We start from the raw sequence: 16,127 nt of genomic DNA, 5'->3' as shown, positions 1-16,127 counted from the left end.
CGGGGGAGGATGGTCGGCATGATCTCTACGGAACTGGCAGCCGCGCTGCGCAGCGCTGGTCTCGTGTGGCACCCGAAGTCGGGCGACCGGTTCCAGCTCGACGAGCCCGAGTTCGAGGCCGACGTCTTCACCGTGAGCGAGATGACGATCGAGCCGCGGACGTATCCGACCGGCCAGATCCTCGCCTTCAACGGCACGACCGAGTGGGCGCTGGACTCCGTCGCCCTCGAGGACGCCCTGTGGCTTCCGCGCGAGGATCAGCTGCGCGAGATGCTGCGCGGCACGTTCCGGACGCTTCGGCGGCTGCCCGACACGCACCAGGTCGAGATCGTCGTGGGCGGCGCGGCGCTCGTGTTCGAGCATCCTGAACCGTCCGACGCGTACGCGCTCGCGCTGCTCGCGCTGCTCCGCCGGCTGGAGTGACGCGGGCCGGGTGACGTCGGCGGGGCTCCGCCGGCTCGAGTGACACCGGCGGGAGCGCGTCACACCCCGATCGTGAGCGCGGCCGTGCAGCCCGACGACGGCGATCCCGACATCGTCGCGATCTGGTGGATGCCGCCGTCGTCGCCGAAGACGTTGTCGCTCTGCAGTGAGATCTGCGCCACGTTCCGCACGCTCTGCTCGTAGCCGGCGGTCGCGTAGACGGCTGCGTTCGTCTCGGCGGGCAGCGCGATCTGGCTCGTCTTGACGATGGGTCCCGACGCGACCGCGGTCGCGACATCCTCGTACACCTCGAAGTGGATGTGCGGCCAGCGGCCCGAGTAGCAGGCCGGGTAGATCGTCGTGAAGGTGACGGTCCCGTTCGCATCGGTCGCCTGCACGCCCCGGAGGTAGTTCTCGTCCTCGACGCCGCGGCTGTAGAGCGAGTAGTTGCCGTCGCGGTCGCAGTGCCAGAGGTAGACGCCCCGACCCTCCAGCGCCGCGCCGGTCGCGGCATCCCGCACTGTCAGCGCAACCGTCAGCGGCACGCCCTCCGCGACCGTCGTGGACGATCCGAAGCTCGAGCGGATGTCGCTGCGGACGATGCCCGAGTCGTCGAGCACGTTCACGCCGTTCGATCCGTCGCCCGGGTAGGGTCCTCCGGTCTCGTCGGGGACTTCGTCGAGGGGGACGGATGCCTCGGCCGTGGCGCTCGCGGAAGGGGATGTCGTCGGGGTCGGGGTCGGTGTCGTCTCGGCGGTCGCGGCCGCGTCCTCCGGCTGGGCGCCGCACGCCGCGAGGAGGGTCGTCAGCGCGACGCCGCCGAAGATGCCGAGGGCGCGGCGGCGATCGATGAGGGTGCGCACGTCGTAGACGAGACCGCGGTGGTCTTCGTCGATCGGATTGCCGTCGGCGTCGGTCCAGTCGTCGTTCGTCATGGCGCCATGCAAGCGGGCCCGGCTATGTCCGCGCTATGAGGACGCGATCACGTGATGGTGGGAACCGGCTCGGTGTCGGGGATGGGGCTCGCGTCACGGCCGCGGAGGTCGGGGAAGGAGCGGACGAAGACGGCCGACACGATGACGCCCAGCACCGCGAATCCCGTCGCCGCCCAGTACGCGCCCTGCGGGCCGACTCCGTCGATGAGGAAGCCCGCGATCGCCGAACCGGCGGCGGCGCCGATCAGCTGTCCCGTCGCGACCCAGCCGAACGACTCCGCCGTGTCGCTGAACTTCACGCTGGCCGAGGTCATCGCGAACATGACCGCGAGCGCGGGCGCGATGCCGATGCCCGCGATGACGAGCGACCCGCCGAGCCACCACACGTCGAGCGAGAACGTCGTGAACGCCAGGCCCGCTGCGACGACGGCGAACCGGCGCGCCATCGCCCACGGGCCGATCGGGATGTGACCGAACGACAGGCCGCCGGCGAGGCTGCCGATCGAGAAGACGGCGAGCACGATGCCGGCCTCGAGCCCGCCGTGGCCGAAGGTCGCGACGACGCCCGCCTCGACGGCCGCGCACGCGCCGATGAGGAGGAAGCCCGTGACCGTCGCGAGGAGCACCGGGGGCTTGGCGAGCACCTTGCCGAAGCTGCGCCGGCTGCGCGGGATGCGCACTCGGCCGACCTCGGGGGAGAGGATGAACCACGCGCCGCCGCCTACGAGGATCACGACGATGAGGATGAGCGCCTGCACGGTCCCGACCTGCGTCGCGACGAACGTGATGAGCACGGGCGCGATGATCCAGATGATCTCCTGCAGCGACGCGTCGAGCGAGAAAAGCGGCGTGAGCTGCCGCGAGTTGACCATCTTCGGATAGATCGTGCGGACGGCCGATTGCACGGGCGGCGTCGAGAGGCCCGCCAGGAGGCCGAGGAGCATGTAGCCCGGCAGCGGAAGCTGGACGAGTGCGAGGGCCGTGAGCGCGAGGGCGCACACGGCGAGCGTCGTGGTGAGGACGCGCCGCATGCCCCAGACGCCCATCCAGCGGCTCGTGACGGGGCCGGCGATCGCCTGGCCGACCGAGGTCGCCGCCAGGACGAGGCCCGCCTGGCCGTACGAGCCGGTCACCTGCTCGATGTGCAGGAGGATCGCGAGGCTCGTCATCCCGTTCGGGAAGCGGGCGGTGAGCTGGGCCGCGATGATGCGGCCGACGCCGGGGGTGCGCAGCAGTTCACGGTACCCGGCCATCAGATCAGGCTATCGCGGAGGGGTCGGGGCCTGCCAAGTGAGCGGCCCGGTCGTCGTTCGACACGCCCGGGGCGTGCGGGTCGCCGAAATCCCGCCGCGGATCCGCGACACGCCGATGCGCCTGCTCGGGCCGGATGGGATGTCGGACCCCGCGCGTACCGTCGATCCTGTGGACAGATGCGGCCGCGGCATCCGAAAACGGCTCATTCCAGGCGTTTTCCCGGGCTTCCTGACAATCTCGCCGCCTGTGGATGAAACGGTGGAGAAGCTGTGTTGTATATGGGGAGAACGGTGGAAAACTACACGGATGTAACTACTAGCCCTTGTGGTGCTATCCAATGTCCGTACCCATATGTAGTATTGGACTCCCGGTGGGGGGACCGCCGGTCAGAACACCGGATGTGAGGGGAGAAACGATCCATATGGCGATCACGGTCTACACGAAGCCCGCCTGCGTGCAGTGCAACGCGACGTACCGCGCACTCGATTCCAAGGGCATCGAATACGAGGTCCTCGACGTCTCGCAGGACCCGGCAGCGCTCGAGCAGGTCAAGGCCCTCGGCTATCTGCAGGCGCCCGTCGTCATCACCGACGAAGACCACTGGTCGGGCTTCCGTCCCGACAAGATCGACGAGCTCGCCGCGCGTCTGGCGTGAGTCATGAGCGCGGTGGCCACGAGCGCCCCGCTGCTCGTGTACTTCTCAAGCGTCTCCGGCAACACGGCGCGCTTCATCGAGAAGCTCGACCTGCCCGCCCTGCGCATCCCGCTCCACTCCACTGAGCCGCCGCTCGTGGTCGACGAGCCGTTCGTCCTGGTCACCCCGACGTATGGGGGCGGCCAGGGACGCGGCGAGGAGAAGGGCGCGGTGCCCAGGCAAGTCATCCGGTTCCTCAACGACGAGCGCAACCGGTCGTTCCTGCGTGGGGTCATCTCCGCCGGGAACACGAATTTCGGCGAGGCCTTCTGCCTCGCCGGCGACATCATCAGCCGCAAGTGTTGTGTGCCCCACTTGTATCGGCTAGAGCTCTTCGGCACGCCAGAAGATGTGGATCGCGTGAGCGACGGATTGGAACGATGGTGGAAGCTGCACTGAAAGAGACCGACTTCAAGACGGATCCGCGGTTCGAGGGGCTCGACTATCACGCCCTCAACGCGATGCTCAACCTCTACGGCGCGGACGGGAAGATCCAGTTCGACGCCGACAAGCGCGCTGCCCGCGAGTACTTCCTGCAGCACGTCAACCAGAACACGGTGTTCTTCCACTCGCTCAAGGAGCGCCTCGACTACCTCGTCGAGAAGCAGTACTACGAGCCCGAGGTGCTCGCGAAGTACCCGCTCGAGTTCATCCAGAAGCTCAACGACCTCGCCTACAGCCGGAAGTTCCGCTTCGACACGTTCCTCGGGGCGTTCAAGTACTACACGAGCTACACGCTCAAGACCTTCGACGGCAAGCGCTACCTCGAGCGCTTCGAGGACCGCGTCGTCATGACGGCCCTGGGCCTCGCCGACGGCGACCAGAAGCTCGCCGTGGATCTCGTCGAGGAGATCATCGCGGGCCGCTTCCAGCCCGCGACGCCGACGTTCCTGAATACGGGCAAGGCGCAGCGCGGCGAGCTCGTGTCGTGCTTCCTCCTCCGCATCGAAGACAACATGGAGTCGATCGCGCGCGGCATCAACTCGGCGCTGCAGCTGAGCAAGCGCGGCGGCGGCGTCGCGCTCCTGCTCTCGAACATCCGCGAGTCGGGCGCTCCGATCAAGCAGATCGAGAACCAGTCGAGCGGCATCATCCCGGTCATGAAGCTCCTCGAAGACAGCTTCAGCTACGCCAACCAGCTCGGCGCGCGCCAGGGCGCAGGCGCCGTCTATCTCTCGGCGCACCACCCCGACATCCTGCGCTTCCTCGATACGAAGCGCGAGAACGCCGACGAGAAGATCCGCATCAAGACGCTCTCGCTCGGCGTCGTCATCCCCGACATCACGTTCGAGCTCGCCCGCAACGACGAGGACATGTACCTGTTCTCGCCGTACGACGTCGAGCGCGTCTACGCCGTGCCGTTCGGCGACATCTCGGTGACCGAGAAGTACCGCGAGATGGTCGACGACGCCCGCATCAAGAAGACGAAGATCAACGCACGCGAGTTCTTCCAGACGCTCGCCGAGATCCAGTTCGAGTCGGGCTACCCGTACATCATGTTCGAGGACACGGTGAACCGGGCCAACCCCATCAAGGGCCGGATCAACATGTCGAACCTGTGCAGCGAGATCCTGCAGGTCAACACGCCGACGACCTACAACGAGGACCTCTCGTACGCCGAGATCGGCAAGGACATCTCGTGCAACCTCGGCTCGATGAACATCGCGCTCGCGATGGACGGCGGCGACCTCGGCCGTACGGTCGAGACGGCCATCCGCGCGCTCACCGCCGTGAGCGACCAGAGCCACATCGCGTCGGTGCGCTCGATCGAGGACGGCAACGACCGCTCTCACGCGATCGGCCTCGGGCAGATGAACCTGCACGGCTACCTCGCTCGCGAGCACGTCCGCTACGGCTCGGAAGAGGGCCTGGACTTCACGAACATCTACTTCTACACCGTGCTGTTCCACGCACTGCGGGCCTCGAACAACATCGCGATCGAGCGCGGGCAGACGTTCGACGGCTTCGCGGACTCCACGTACGCGTCGGGCACCTTCTTCGACAAGTACATCGACCAGGCCTGGGAGCCGCAGACCGAGAAGGTCAAGGAGCTCTTCGCCGGCACGCCGATCCCGACGCAGGACGACTGGCGCGCGCTGAAGGCGTCGATCCAGGAGCACGGCATCTACAACCAGAACCTGCAGGCCGTGCCGCCGACCGGTTCGATCTCGTACATCAACAACTCGACGAGTTCGATCCACCCGATCGCGTCGAAGATCGAGATCCGCAAGGAAGGCAAGATCGGCCGCGTCTACTACCCGGCGCCGTTCATGACGAACGACAACCTCGAGTACTACGAGGACGCGTACGAGATCGGCTACGAGAAGATCATCGACACGTACGCCGCCGCGACGCAGCACGTCGACCAGGGCCTCTCGCTCACGCTGTTCTTCAAGGACACCGCGACCACGCGTGACATCAACAGGGCGCAGATCTACGCGTGGCGCAAGGGCATCAAGACGATCTACTACATCCGCCTGCGGCAGATGGCGCTGGAAGGCACGGAGCTAGACCAGTGCGTCAGCTGCATGCTTTGAGCCTCTGCGTTTCGTCTCGCTTCGCTCGCTCAATGACCGTTTTCAAGGACTGAAATGACCGCACCCAAGCTCCAGCTCCTGGACAGCGTCCAGGCGATCAACTGGAACCGCATTCAGGACGACAAGGACCTCGAGGTCTGGAACCGCCTGGTCAACAACTTCTGGCTCCCCGAGAAGGTGCCGCTCTCCAACGACGTGCAGTCGTGGGCGACGCTGACGCCGGAAGAGCAGCAGACGACCATGCGCGTCTTCACAGGGCTCACGCTCCTCGACACGATCCAGGGCACCGTCGGCGCCGTCTCGCTCATCCCCGACGCGATCACGCCGCACGAGGAGGCCGTCTATACGAACATCGCGTTCATGGAGTCGGTGCACGCCAAGAGCTACTCGTCGATCTTCTCGACCCTGTGCTCGACGCCCGAGATCGACGACGCGTTCCGCTGGTCGGTCGAGAACGAGAACCTGCAGCGCAAGGCGCACATCGTCATGGAGTACTACCGCGGCGACGAGCCCCTCAAGCGCAAGGTCGCCTCGACGCTGCTCGAGTCGTTCCTGTTCTACTCGGGCTTCTACCTGCCGCTGTACTGGTCGTCCAAGGCCAAGCTCACGAACACGGCCGACATCATCCGCCTCATCATCCGCGACGAGGCTGTGCACGGGTACTACATCGGCTACAAGTTCCAGAAGGGCCTCGAGTCGGTCGACGAGGCCAAGCGCGACGAGATCAAGGACTACACGTTCTCGCTCCTGTACGAGCTCTACGACAACGAGGTGCAGTACACGCAGGACCTCTACGACGGGATCGGCCTCACCGAGGACGTCAAGAAGTTCCTGCACTACAACGCCAACAAGGCCCTCATGAACCTGGGCTACGAGGCGATGTTCCCCTCGACGGTCACGAACGTGAACCCCGCGATCCTGTCGGCCCTCTCGCCGAACGCCGACGAGAACCACGACTTCTTCTCGGGGTCGGGCTCGTCGTACGTGATCGGCAAGGCCGTCGCGACCGAGGACGAGGACTGGGACTTCTGAGCGGCCCACTCTGACAAGGGGGGACGGATGCCGCGGCATCCGTCCCCATTCGTCAGGAGAGCGGCCTCTCGGCGTCCGCGTCCAGCATCGACCGGCCGAGGGCCGTCGAGCCGGCCACGGCGACCGGCATGACGACGACGGCGCCGAAGGGGACCAGGAAGAAGAGCTGCGTCGCGACTCCGAAGCCGAGCGCGCGCAGGCGGTGGGACCGCAGGATGCCGCGCCGCTCGTCGCGCGTCAGTCCGCGCGCGGCGAGCGAGCGTGAGGAGAGCTCGTCGACCAGCAGCCATCCGGTGAGGAGGACTCCCATGATGAAGCCCAGCAGGCCGCCGACGACGGGGATGAGGCCGATCGCGCCGGCGAGGAGGGCGACCAGGATGCCGCGCCCGACGAGCGACAGACCGTCGACGACGGAGCGCCAGAAGGGATAGTCCGCGTCCGGCACCGGACCGCCCAGATCGGCTTCAACTCTCCGCCAGATCCGCTCGTAGAACGGCTCGCCGACGATGAGGGTGAGCGCCGTGAACGACACGACCGCGAGCACGAGGGTCCCACCGAAGGCCGCCGCGCCGATGCCGAAGCGCAGGAAGTCGCGCCAGAACGGCACCCACCCCTCGGCGAACGGGGTCACCGCGGAGGTGAGGCCGGGCAGCGCGAAGCCGAGGGCCGTGAGCGCCCCGATGAGGACCAGCCCGACGATCGCGGCGGGTACGAGCCCGAGCGCCATCGCTCCGGGGCGGCGCCTCCACCAGCCGAACCCGCCCAGGAGGAAGCCCGCACCTCGCAAGAACTCGCGCATCGCGTCGAGCCTACGGCGATTGCTCCCCGCGACCTGACCCCTCCCGCGGGCGGGCCGCGCTCCCTACACTGAGCGTCACGTGTCCGGCGGCGTGCCGGCGGACGTCCTCGTCCCGAGAGTGAGCCCTCGCATGACCGGTCCCTCGCAGCCCAGCCCCGACGAGCCCAAGAAGTCCGGAGTCAGCCTCGGCGCGCTCATCGGCGTCGGCGTCGCCGTCGTCCTCCTGTCGTTCCTGGCGGCCTTCCTCGGTGCGTCCCTCGCCTCCTCGAACGACGCCGCGCCGGAGGCGACGACTGCCGCCGAGACACCGGCGGAGTCGCCGGCTCCGACGCCGAAGTCGTCGGAGGAGGTTGAGGAGATCATCGAGGAGATCCTGCCTGCCGGGTCCGCCGTCCGGGCCGGCAAGGGCACGCCCGCGGAAGGCAAGGGCTATGAGGGCGACGTCTACATCGACGTGGCCAACGCGAACGTGTACGTCTTCCGCGACGGCGAGTGGGTGCTCGCGGGCAACATCAAGGAGTCGGCCGCCGAGAACCTGACCGGCGCGCAGGGAGAGCAGGGCGCGCAGGGAGAGCAGGGCGCGCAGGGCGCGCAGGGAGAGCAGGGCGCGCAGGGCGAGCAGGGCGAGGCGGGTGCGGCCGGGACCCAGGTCTCGCTCGGCGTCGGCGCGCCGAGCGACGACACGTGCCAAGCGGACGGCGACATCTACATCGACACGGCGACGACCGAGTTCTACGAATGCTCGAGCGGGTCGTGGACGCTGGTCAATCCGACGGCGGAGCAGCTGCCGAGCGAGTGATCCTGCCGGGCGGGGAGCAGCATCCGCCCTCTATTCCTGTTCCGGTCGGCGCGGCCTACTGGCGCGCCGACCCGATCGGGTAGCACGATGGTCGCACTGGTCCGCGACGACGCGGGAGGACGCCTTGGCCGCGACATCCGATTCCTCGACCCATCGCACGGTGGCGCTCCTGGGCGCCATGGGATGCGGGAAGACCACGCTGGCGGAGGCGATCCTGCATAGATCCGGCGCGACGTCGCGCATGGGGTCGGTCGAGCAGGGCACCACCGTCTGCGACCACGAAGCGGAGGAGATCGCGCGCGGCATCACGCTGAGCCTCTCGCTCGCGTGGCTTCCGTGGACGCTCGACGGCGCCGAGTACGGCGTGACGCTCGTGGATACGCCGGGTCATCCGGACTTCGTCGGCGCGGTGGACAGCGCCCTGTCGATCGCCGACGTCGCCGTGATCGTCGTGAGCGCCGTGGACGGCGTGACGGGCGGCACCCGGACCGCGTGGGCGACGGCGGGCGCCGCCGGCGTGCCGCGGATCGTCGCGGTGACGCAGGAGGACCGGGCGCGCGCCGACTTCCGCCGCACGGTCGAGCAGCTGCGCGACGCGTTCGGGCCGGGGCTGTGGCCGATCGAGCTGCCGCTGGGGGAGGAGCAGGACTTCCGCGGCGTCGTCGACATCGTGAGCGAGACGGCGCTGGTGTACGACGAGTCGGGCCGGCATCACGACGAGCCCCTGCCGGCCGACCTCGCCGACGAGGAGCATCGGCTGCACCAGGAGGTCACGGAGGAGATCGTCTCGCGCGACGACGCGCAGCTCGAGGCGTACCTCGAGGGGAACGAGCCGCCGCGCGCCGAGCTCGAGAACACGCTCGCGGATGCGATCGCACAGGGCGAGGCCGTGCCGATCGTGCTGTGCTCGGCGGTCACCGGCACGGGTGTCGACCACGTCATCGACCTCATCTGCGAGCTGTCGCCCACCGGCGGGTCGCACGACGGGCGCATCGTGCTCGGGACCGACGAGGAGGGACAGGGCGGGTCGGAGCATCGCGTCGCGCCCGAGGCGTCCGGTGAAGCTCTCGTCCACATCTTCCGCACCGTCGCCGACCCGTTCGTCGGCCAGGTCGCGATGTACAAGGTGCTTTCGGGCGTGCTGCGTCCCGGTGACCGCCTGCATAACGCGACGACGGGGGCGGAGGAGCGGATGCCGGCACTCTTCCGGCTGCGCGGAGCCGAGCATCTGCCAGCCGACGCGATCCGCCCCGGCGAGGTCGGCGCGGTCGCGAAGCTGACGGGATCCCCGGCCGGGTCGCTGCTGTGGACGCGGTCGCAGGGTCGTGCGCGGCCGGTCCCGCTCCCGGCGCGGCCACCGGTGTACGCCGTGACGCTCGAGCCCGTCTCGCAGTCCGACGACGCGAAGCTCTCGACGGCACTCGCGCGGCTCACGGCCGACGATCACACGCTCGTCATCGACCGCGCGGCCGGGTCGACGATCCTCCGCGGGCTCGGAGACGCCCACGTCGCGGTCGCCGTCGATCGCCTCGCGCGCGTCTTCGGCGTTCACGTCACGACAGGCAGCGCGCCCGTCGCGTATCGCGAGACCATCGCGCGGACGGCGGAGGCCGAGGGCAAGCTCAAGAAGCAGTCGGGCGGCCATGGACAGTTCGCCGTCGTGCAGCTCAAGGTCTCGCCGCTGCCACCCGGGAGCGGATTCGCGTTCGTCGACTCCGTCGTCGGGGGAGCCGTGCCGCGGACTTATATTCCGGCCGTCGAGAAGGGTGCCCGGGATGCTCTCACGGCGGGCGGGCCACTCGGTCATCCGGTCGTCGACGTCCAAGTGGAGCTGCGCGACGGCAAGTCGCACTCCGTCGACTCGTCCGAGATGGCCTTCCGAACGGCGGCGGCGATCGGCGTCAAGGCGGCCCTCGCCGAGGCCGGCACGATCCTGCTCGAGCCCGTCTCGATCGTGACGGTCACGGTGCCGGTCGACGACCAGGGGCCGGTCCTGACCGATCTTTCCGGGCGACGGGGCCGGGTGCACGCGAGCGAGTCGGCGGAGGACGGCCGCGCCCGGATCGTCGCCAGCGTCCCGGAAGCCGAGCTCGAGCGGTACGTCCTGGACCTCCGGGCCCTCACCGGCGCGCAGGCGGAGCTCACAATAGCGACGGACCACTACGAGCGCGCGCCTGAGCGGGGTACGACGGCCTCGGTACGATGAGGGGTCATGCCTGAGCGCCCACCCTTCAGCCCCGTCATCGCGCTGCTCACCGTCTCGAGCGTGTGGGATGCGAAGCTCAACGCGGCACTCAAGGACCTCAGCCTCACGACCCGCAAGTACGGACTCCTCGCGCACATCCGAGCGACTCCCGGGATCTCGTTCTCGGAGCTCGCCCGGCGCTCGCAGATCACGGTCCAGACGGCCCACACGGCGGTGCGGGCGCTGCAGGATGAAGGGCTGGTCGAGGATGCCACGGCTCAGGCGGGCGCGGCATCCGATCTTCGCGCGACCAGCAAGGGGGAGGCGACCCTCCTCGAGGCGGACACGCGGCTCGCCCAGCTCGACGGACTGTTCGCCTCGGGCGCGCCTTCTCTGACGGGAGCGCTGCAGGGTCTGCACGAGGAGCCGTTCGGGGAGCAGCCGCCCGAGAGCTGAGCCGACGACAACGCGGCTGACTCGAGAGCGGAGCGCCGGGCCGGACCGGCGCCAAGCTCAGCCGTTCGGGTCAGCGCGGGACGCGGTCGCGGTGGTCGATGACGACCAGCGCCAGCTCGTTGAGCCTGTCCCAGTGCTGCGTGCCGTGGTGCGCGCAATACGCCACGGACCGACCCGACGGCAGCTCGGCGTAGACGTACGCCTGCACCTTCGCAGCAGTGTCGCACTCGAGGCAGATGTCGTCGGCGACATCCAGGACGGCGATGCGGTGACGGTCGACGATGTCGACGAGCGGCTCGTTCATGAGGTCCTCCTTCACGTTCACAGACAAGGAGTGGTGGTGACCTCGGGCTGATACGGGGTGGCGGGTCGAGGAATAACGACGTCACCACGTCGTTGAACTTGATACGGATCGACTCAAGTTGATCCGCGACGTGTATCGCCTCATCGAGATGGACGGGAAATGCCCGAAGACTTCACCCCCTTCACCGGCGACGCCGAGAGCGCCGGTTCGTTCGACGAGTTCCTCGCGCGCTACCTCGCAGGCGAGCGCGCCCGGGCGGAGCGGTCGATCGACCTCACGCGCTTCCTGAGCGCGCGCACGCAGGGTGCGCTGCAGAAGGCCGGGCGCTTCGCGCTCGAGCGCGGGCAGCAGGAGCTCGACGCCCTGCACGTCCTGCGCGTCATCGTCGGCGAGGACCCCGTGCGTGAGGCCGTGCGCCGCATCGGCGCGGACCCCGCGGCGATCGCTCGCGCGGCCGAGGAGCGGCTGCCCGCTGCGGGCGCCCCCACGCACGCCGACGGCGCCGTCGTCACGCCGTCCGTCACGCGCGCGCTCTTCCACGCCTTCCAGGTCGCCCGCTCGTCGGGGGCGACGTACATCGATCCCGAGCACCTCTTCTTCGCGCTCGTCCTCGCGCAGGACACCCCGGCGGGACGCATCCTCGCCGAAGCCGGCGTCACGGCCGAGTCGCTGACCGAGGGCGTGCGCGAGACCGTGAGGCCCGCGGGAGCGCCCACTCCTGGTGAGCACACGCAGGCCACAGACACGCCCATGCTCGACAAGTTCGGGACGGATCTCACGGCTCTCGCGGCGGAGGGGCGGCTCGACCCGGTCATCGGTCGGGCCGACGAGATCGAGCAGACGATCGAGATCCTGAGCCGTCGCACGAAGAACAACCCCGTCCTCGTGGGCGAGGCGGGCGTCGGCAAGACGGCGATCGTCGAGGGGCTCGCCCAGGCGATCACGGCGGGCGAGGTTCCCGAGCAGCTCCTCGGCAAGCGGGTGATCTCGCTCGACCTCGCCGGCATGCTGGCGGGCACGCGCTACCGCGGAGACTTCGAGGAGCGCCTCACCAAGACGATGGACGAGGTCGCGTCGCTCGAGGGCACCGTCATCCTCTTCATCGACGAGGTGCACACCGTCGCGGGTGCCGGCGGCGGGGGAGAGGGCGCGATGGATGCCGGGAACATCCTCAAGCCCCGGCTCGCGCGCGGCGAGCTCCATCTCGTCGGCGCGACGACGCTCAAGGAGTACCGCACGATCGAGAAGGACCCCGCGCTCGAGCGCCGGTTCCAGCCCGTGCGGGTCGGCGAGCCGTCGATCGACGACGCCGTCCTGATCCTGCACGGCCTCAAGCCCGCGTACGAGGAGCACCACGGGGTGGAGTTCACGGATGCTGCGCTCCGCGCCGCCGTCGAGCTCAGCGATCGCTACCTGACCGAGCGCGTGCTCCCGGACAAGGCCATCGACCTCATCGATCAGGCCGGTGCCCGTCTGCGGCTCAAGCTCGGCGTGCCCGCCGGTGTGCTCGGCGAGCGGGACGTCAAGGCGCTCCTGGAGCGGCTCGCGACGCTCGAGGCCGACAAGAACGCGGCCGTGTCGGCCGAGCACTACGAAGAGGCCTCGCGCATCCGCGACCAGATCGCCGACGTGCAGACGAAGCTCGAGGAGGCGACCTCCCGCGACGCCGCCCGCACGCCGACGGAGGCCGTCGTCGACGAAGCAGAGATCGCCGCCGTCATCAGCCGCGCCACCGGCATCCCGGTCAGCCGCCTGACCGAGACCGAGCGGGAGCGCCTCGCATCCCTCGAGAGCGAGCTGCACGCGCGGGTGGTCGGGCAGGACGACGCCGTCACGGCAGTCGCCAAGGCTGTACGTCGCAACCGCACGGGCATGGGCGACAGCCGCCGCCCGGTCGGCTCATTCCTCTTCCTCGGCCCGACGGGCGTGGGCAAGACCGAGCTCGCGAAGTCCCTCGCGCAGTCGCTGTTCGACGACGAGTCCGCCGTGATCCGCTTCGACATGAGCGAGTTCGGCGAGCGGCACACGGTGTCGCGGCTCGTCGGCGCCCCTCCCGGATACGTCGGCTACGACGAGGCCGGCCAGCTCACCGAGCGCGTGCGCCGCAATCCGTACGCCGTCGTGCTCTTCGACGAGATCGAGAAGGCGCACCCCGACGTCTTCAACCTGCTGCTGCAGGTGCTCGACGACGGGCGGCTCACCGACGGCCAGGGGCGCACGGTCGACTTCCGCAACACGGTCGTGATCATGACCTCGAACCTCGGTTCGGAGTTCCTCGCGTCGCGCGCCGGCGCCATCGGCTTCATCGCGGACGGCGGCGGGTCCACCGGGTTCGGCTCGGAGAAGGACCTGCGCGACCGCGTCTTCGGCAAGCTGCGCGAGGCGATGCGGCCGGAGTTCCTCAACCGCATCGACGAGATCGTGCTGTTCCGCAAGCTCGAGAAGGCGCAGCTGCGCGACATCGTGCGGCTCGTCCTGGAGCAGACTTCTCTGCGTCTCGGCCGGCGCGAGGTGAGGCTGTCGGTCACGGATGCCGCGGTCGACTGGCTCGCCGAGCACGGGTATGAGCCGGAGTACGGCGCACGCCCGCTCCGCCGCCTCGTGCAGCGCGAGGTCGACGACCGCATCGCCGAGCTGTTCGTCTCGGGCGACCTGGTCGACGGAGGAGCCGTGACGGTGGATGCCGTCGGCGACGAGCTCCTCGTCCGGTCGGAGGTCTTCGCGGCCGCCGCGTAATCCGTCGCCGCTCGCGAACCCACCCGATCCGCCCGAACCCACCCGCTCCGTGCAACCGGAGCGGGTGGGTTCGGCGCGAATGGGTGGGTTCGGCGCGGCCTCGCGTGCGCGGGGTCAGGCGTACAGCATCCGCTTCAGTGTGCGCGCGTTGCGGACGGCGTTGCCGCCTCCGTCGTTGTTGAAGTAGCCGTAGACCTCGTGCCCCGCGTCCTCCCACTCACGGATGCGGTCGGCCCACCAGGCCAGGTCGTCGTCGGAGTACGAGCCGCCGTAGAGGTGCTCGGCGTCGGGGCCGTGCCAGCGGACGTAGACGAGCTTCGCCGTCGCGCGGAGGATGCACGGCAGCTTCGCGCCGCTCATGACGCAGTAGGCGGCGCCGTGGCGTTCGAGGAGGGCGAAGACCTCTTCGCGCGCCCAGGATTCGTGACGGAACTCCACGACGGGGCGCGTCCACGACGGCAGCACACCGAGGAACCAGTCCAGGCGCGCGTCGTCCCGCTGCATCGAGGGCGGCAGTTGGACGATGAGCGGTCCGCGGCGTCCGCGGAGCTCGTGCAGGCCCGCCGTGACCCGCTGGATCCACTGCTCGGGCTCGAAGAGCCGCCCCGCGTGGGTCAGGCCGCGCGGGTCAAGTCCCGTGGTGTGGTGTCACTCCCGGTGCTTCCTGATGGGTGGTGGTCAGGCGGTGAGGTAGAGCTCGGGGCGTGCGGGTTCGGCGTGGTCGTGGAGGATGTGGACGAGCTTGCGCATGGAGATGTCGGAGAGGTAGCGGCGTTCGCCGTATTGCCATTCTTCGTGCTGCTCTTGCAGCACCGCGCCGATCAGGCGGGTCACGCTGTCGCGGTCGGGGAAGATCTGCACGACGTCGGCGCGGCGTTTGATCTCCCGGTTCAGGCGTTCAATGGGGTTGTTGGACCACACTTTCTGCCAGTGCTCGCGGGGCAGCGCGACGAACGCGGTGAGGTCGGGTTCGGCGGCCTCGAGCATCGCGGTGATCTCGGGGAACGAGCCTCGCAGGCTGTCGGTGACCTGGTGGTACTGGGCGATCGCGGCTTCCGGGGTGGTTTGCGCGTAGATCGTGGAGATCAGCGCGGTGACCGGCTTGGATCGGGCTGATCCGAGCTTCTGGGTGACATTGCGCGCGAAATGGACCCGGCATCTTTGCCACCCGGATCCGGGCAGGATGGCCTTGACCGCGGCCTTGATGCCGGCGTGCGCGTCACTGGTGACAAGGGCCACGCCGAGCGGGTCGGCGTCGGTGGCGACTTTCAAGCCGCGGTCGCGGAGGGAGCGGAGGAACTCTGTCCAGAAGTCGATGGTCTCCGCATCGCCCAGGGCCATCCCGAGGATCTCCCGGCGTCCGTCCCCGCTGACGCCGGTGGCGACGACGAGGGCTTGGGAGGTGACCCGGCCGCGGTGGCGGACGTCGAGGTAGGTGGCGTCCAGGAACAGGTACGGGAACCAGGTGTGGTCGATCCGGCGGTGCAGGAACTCCTGCACCGACTCGTCGATCTCGGAGCAGATCCGCGACACCGTCGACCGGCTGATGCCGGTGTCGTTGCCGAGGGCACGGACCAGCTGATCGACCTTGCGGGTGCTCACCCCGTCGATCCACGCCTGGCAGATCACCGCGTAGAGCGCCTTGTCCACGCGGCGGCGCGGGTGCAGCAACGACGGGAAGAACGAGCCCTCCCGAAGCTTCGGGATCTGCAGGTCCACTTCCCCGGCCGGCGTCGCGAGCGTCTTCGGACGCGTCCCGTTGCGCCGGGTGGTGCGCTCCGGGGTGCGCTCATGCGGGGCCGCGCCGATCTTCACGGTCGCTTCCGCGTCGATCAGGTCTTGGAGGCCGGCCTGCAGCATCCGGCGGAACACGTCCTGGTGCGCGAGGTCGGGATCGGTGAGGACTTCGCCGATCAGGGTCGTCAAGGCAGACTGGTACTGGGTCATCGTGGGATCTCTTCTTTGCTTCTTGG

14 protein-coding genes and 1 pseudogene are annotated in these 16,127 nt (G+C 68.9%); 9 read left to right on the top strand and 6 right to left on the bottom strand.

Going from position 1 to position 16,127, the window contains the following annotated elements; translation table 11 throughout:
* Positions 1 to 18 precede the first annotated feature (18 nt).
* Entirely contained in the window at positions 19 to 423 is a 405-nt protein-coding gene (locus ABZ477_RS14080; RefSeq protein WP_360134136.1) for a pilus assembly protein CpaE, read from the top strand.
* Positions 424 to 482: 59 nt separating this feature from the next.
* On the opposite strand, the gene ABZ477_RS14075 is transcribed toward ABZ477_RS14080, so the two are convergent.
* Positions 483 to 1,358 (bottom strand): intradiol ring-cleavage dioxygenase, encoded by an 876-nt coding sequence (locus ABZ477_RS14075; protein ID WP_360134133.1) that lies wholly within the window; start codon positions 1,356 to 1,358, stop codon positions 483 to 485.
* A 47-nt stretch (positions 1,359 to 1,405) separates the two neighbouring features.
* The gene (locus ABZ477_RS14070; protein WP_360134130.1) at positions 1,406 to 2,611 is read right to left on the bottom strand and encodes an MFS transporter; all 1,206 of its coding nucleotides are present in this window, start codon (positions 2,609 to 2,611) and stop codon (positions 1,406 to 1,408) included.
* Positions 2,612 to 3,033: 422 nt separating this feature from the next.
* Between ABZ477_RS14070 and nrdH the strand changes: the two genes are divergently transcribed.
* From nrdH to nrdF, 4 genes are read left to right on the top strand one after another with little or no spacing between them, the layout of a single operon-like run.
* Positions 3,034 to 3,267, top strand: coding sequence for a glutaredoxin-like protein NrdH (gene nrdH / locus ABZ477_RS14065; protein ID WP_309735988.1), 234 nt, complete (start codon positions 3,034 to 3,036; stop codon positions 3,265 to 3,267).
* A 3-nt stretch (positions 3,268 to 3,270) separates the two neighbouring features.
* Positions 3,271 to 3,705, top strand: a complete 435-nt coding sequence (nrdI, locus tag ABZ477_RS14060; RefSeq protein ID WP_360134126.1) for a class Ib ribonucleoside-diphosphate reductase assembly flavoprotein NrdI — start codon at positions 3,271 to 3,273, stop codon at positions 3,703 to 3,705.
* On the top strand, positions 3,687 to 5,843 hold the full coding sequence (gene nrdE / locus ABZ477_RS14055; RefSeq protein WP_360134123.1) for a class 1b ribonucleoside-diphosphate reductase subunit alpha: 2,157 nt from the start codon (positions 3,687 to 3,689) through the stop codon (positions 5,841 to 5,843). Before nrdI ends, nrdE begins: the two co-directional genes overlap by 19 nt.
* Positions 5,844 to 5,897: 54 nt before the next feature.
* Positions 5,898 to 6,875, top strand: a complete 978-nt coding sequence (gene nrdF / locus ABZ477_RS14050; RefSeq protein ID WP_360134120.1) for a class 1b ribonucleoside-diphosphate reductase subunit beta — start codon at positions 5,898 to 5,900, stop codon at positions 6,873 to 6,875.
* Between the two features lie 52 nt (positions 6,876 to 6,927).
* On the opposite strand, the gene ABZ477_RS14045 is transcribed toward nrdF, so the two are convergent.
* A complete protein-coding gene (locus ABZ477_RS14045) occupies positions 6,928 to 7,674 on the bottom strand; it encodes an EI24 domain-containing protein (RefSeq protein WP_360134117.1) in 747 nt (248 codons plus the stop codon).
* Positions 7,675 to 7,804: 130 nt separating this feature from the next.
* Between ABZ477_RS14045 and ABZ477_RS14040 the strand changes: the two genes are divergently transcribed.
* The 3 genes from ABZ477_RS14040 to ABZ477_RS14030 all read left to right on the top strand — a co-directional run bounded on the left by ABZ477_RS14040 (position 7,805) and on the right by ABZ477_RS14030 (position 11,114).
* Complete coding sequence (locus ABZ477_RS14040) at positions 7,805 to 8,473, top strand: collagen-like protein (protein WP_360134114.1); 669 nt, start codon at positions 7,805 to 7,807, stop codon at positions 8,471 to 8,473.
* 124 nt (positions 8,474 to 8,597) lie between these two features.
* Positions 8,598 to 10,679: an elongation factor G gene (locus tag ABZ477_RS14035; RefSeq protein WP_360134111.1), complete on the top strand. Its 2,082-nt coding sequence runs from the start codon at positions 8,598 to 8,600 to the stop codon at positions 10,677 to 10,679.
* Between the two features lie 6 nt (positions 10,680 to 10,685).
* Complete coding sequence (locus ABZ477_RS14030; RefSeq protein WP_360134108.1) at positions 10,686 to 11,114, top strand: winged helix-turn-helix transcriptional regulator; 429 nt, start codon at positions 10,686 to 10,688, stop codon at positions 11,112 to 11,114.
* A gap of 70 nt (positions 11,115 to 11,184) precedes the next feature.
* Here the strand turns inward: ABZ477_RS14030 and ABZ477_RS14025 are convergent, their stop codons facing one another.
* Positions 11,185 to 11,418 carry a hypothetical protein gene (locus ABZ477_RS14025; RefSeq protein WP_360134105.1) on the bottom strand — a complete coding sequence of 78 codons (234 nt, stop codon included), beginning with the start codon at positions 11,416 to 11,418 and terminating at the stop codon, positions 11,185 to 11,187.
* 159 nt (positions 11,419 to 11,577) lie between these two features.
* Here ABZ477_RS14025 and ABZ477_RS14020 point away from each other — a divergent pair, with 159 nt between their 5' ends.
* Complete coding sequence (locus ABZ477_RS14020; RefSeq protein WP_360134102.1) at positions 11,578 to 14,154, top strand: ATP-dependent Clp protease ATP-binding subunit; 2,577 nt, start codon at positions 11,578 to 11,580, stop codon at positions 14,152 to 14,154.
* Positions 14,155 to 14,268: 114 nt separating this feature from the next.
* Here the strand turns inward: ABZ477_RS14020 and ABZ477_RS14015 are convergent.
* Both ABZ477_RS14015 and ABZ477_RS14010 read right to left on the bottom strand, forming a co-directional pair.
* A pseudogene (locus tag ABZ477_RS14015) lies at positions 14,269 to 14,781 on the bottom strand (DUF72 domain-containing protein); the annotation flags it as partial.
* 51 nt (positions 14,782 to 14,832) lie between these two features.
* The gene (locus ABZ477_RS14010) at positions 14,833 to 16,101 is read right to left on the bottom strand and encodes an IS256 family transposase (protein WP_360134099.1); all 1,269 of its coding nucleotides are present in this window, start codon (positions 16,099 to 16,101) and stop codon (positions 14,833 to 14,835) included.
* Positions 16,102 to 16,127 lie beyond the last annotated feature (26 nt).

Source organism: Microbacterium sp. NPDC019599 (genome assembly GCF_040632175.1).
Taxonomy (GTDB): domain Bacteria; phylum Actinomycetota; class Actinomycetes; order Actinomycetales; family Microbacteriaceae; genus Microbacterium.
Note: the sequence above shows the minus strand (reverse complement) of the source record. Positions and strands in the feature narration are given on the sequence as shown.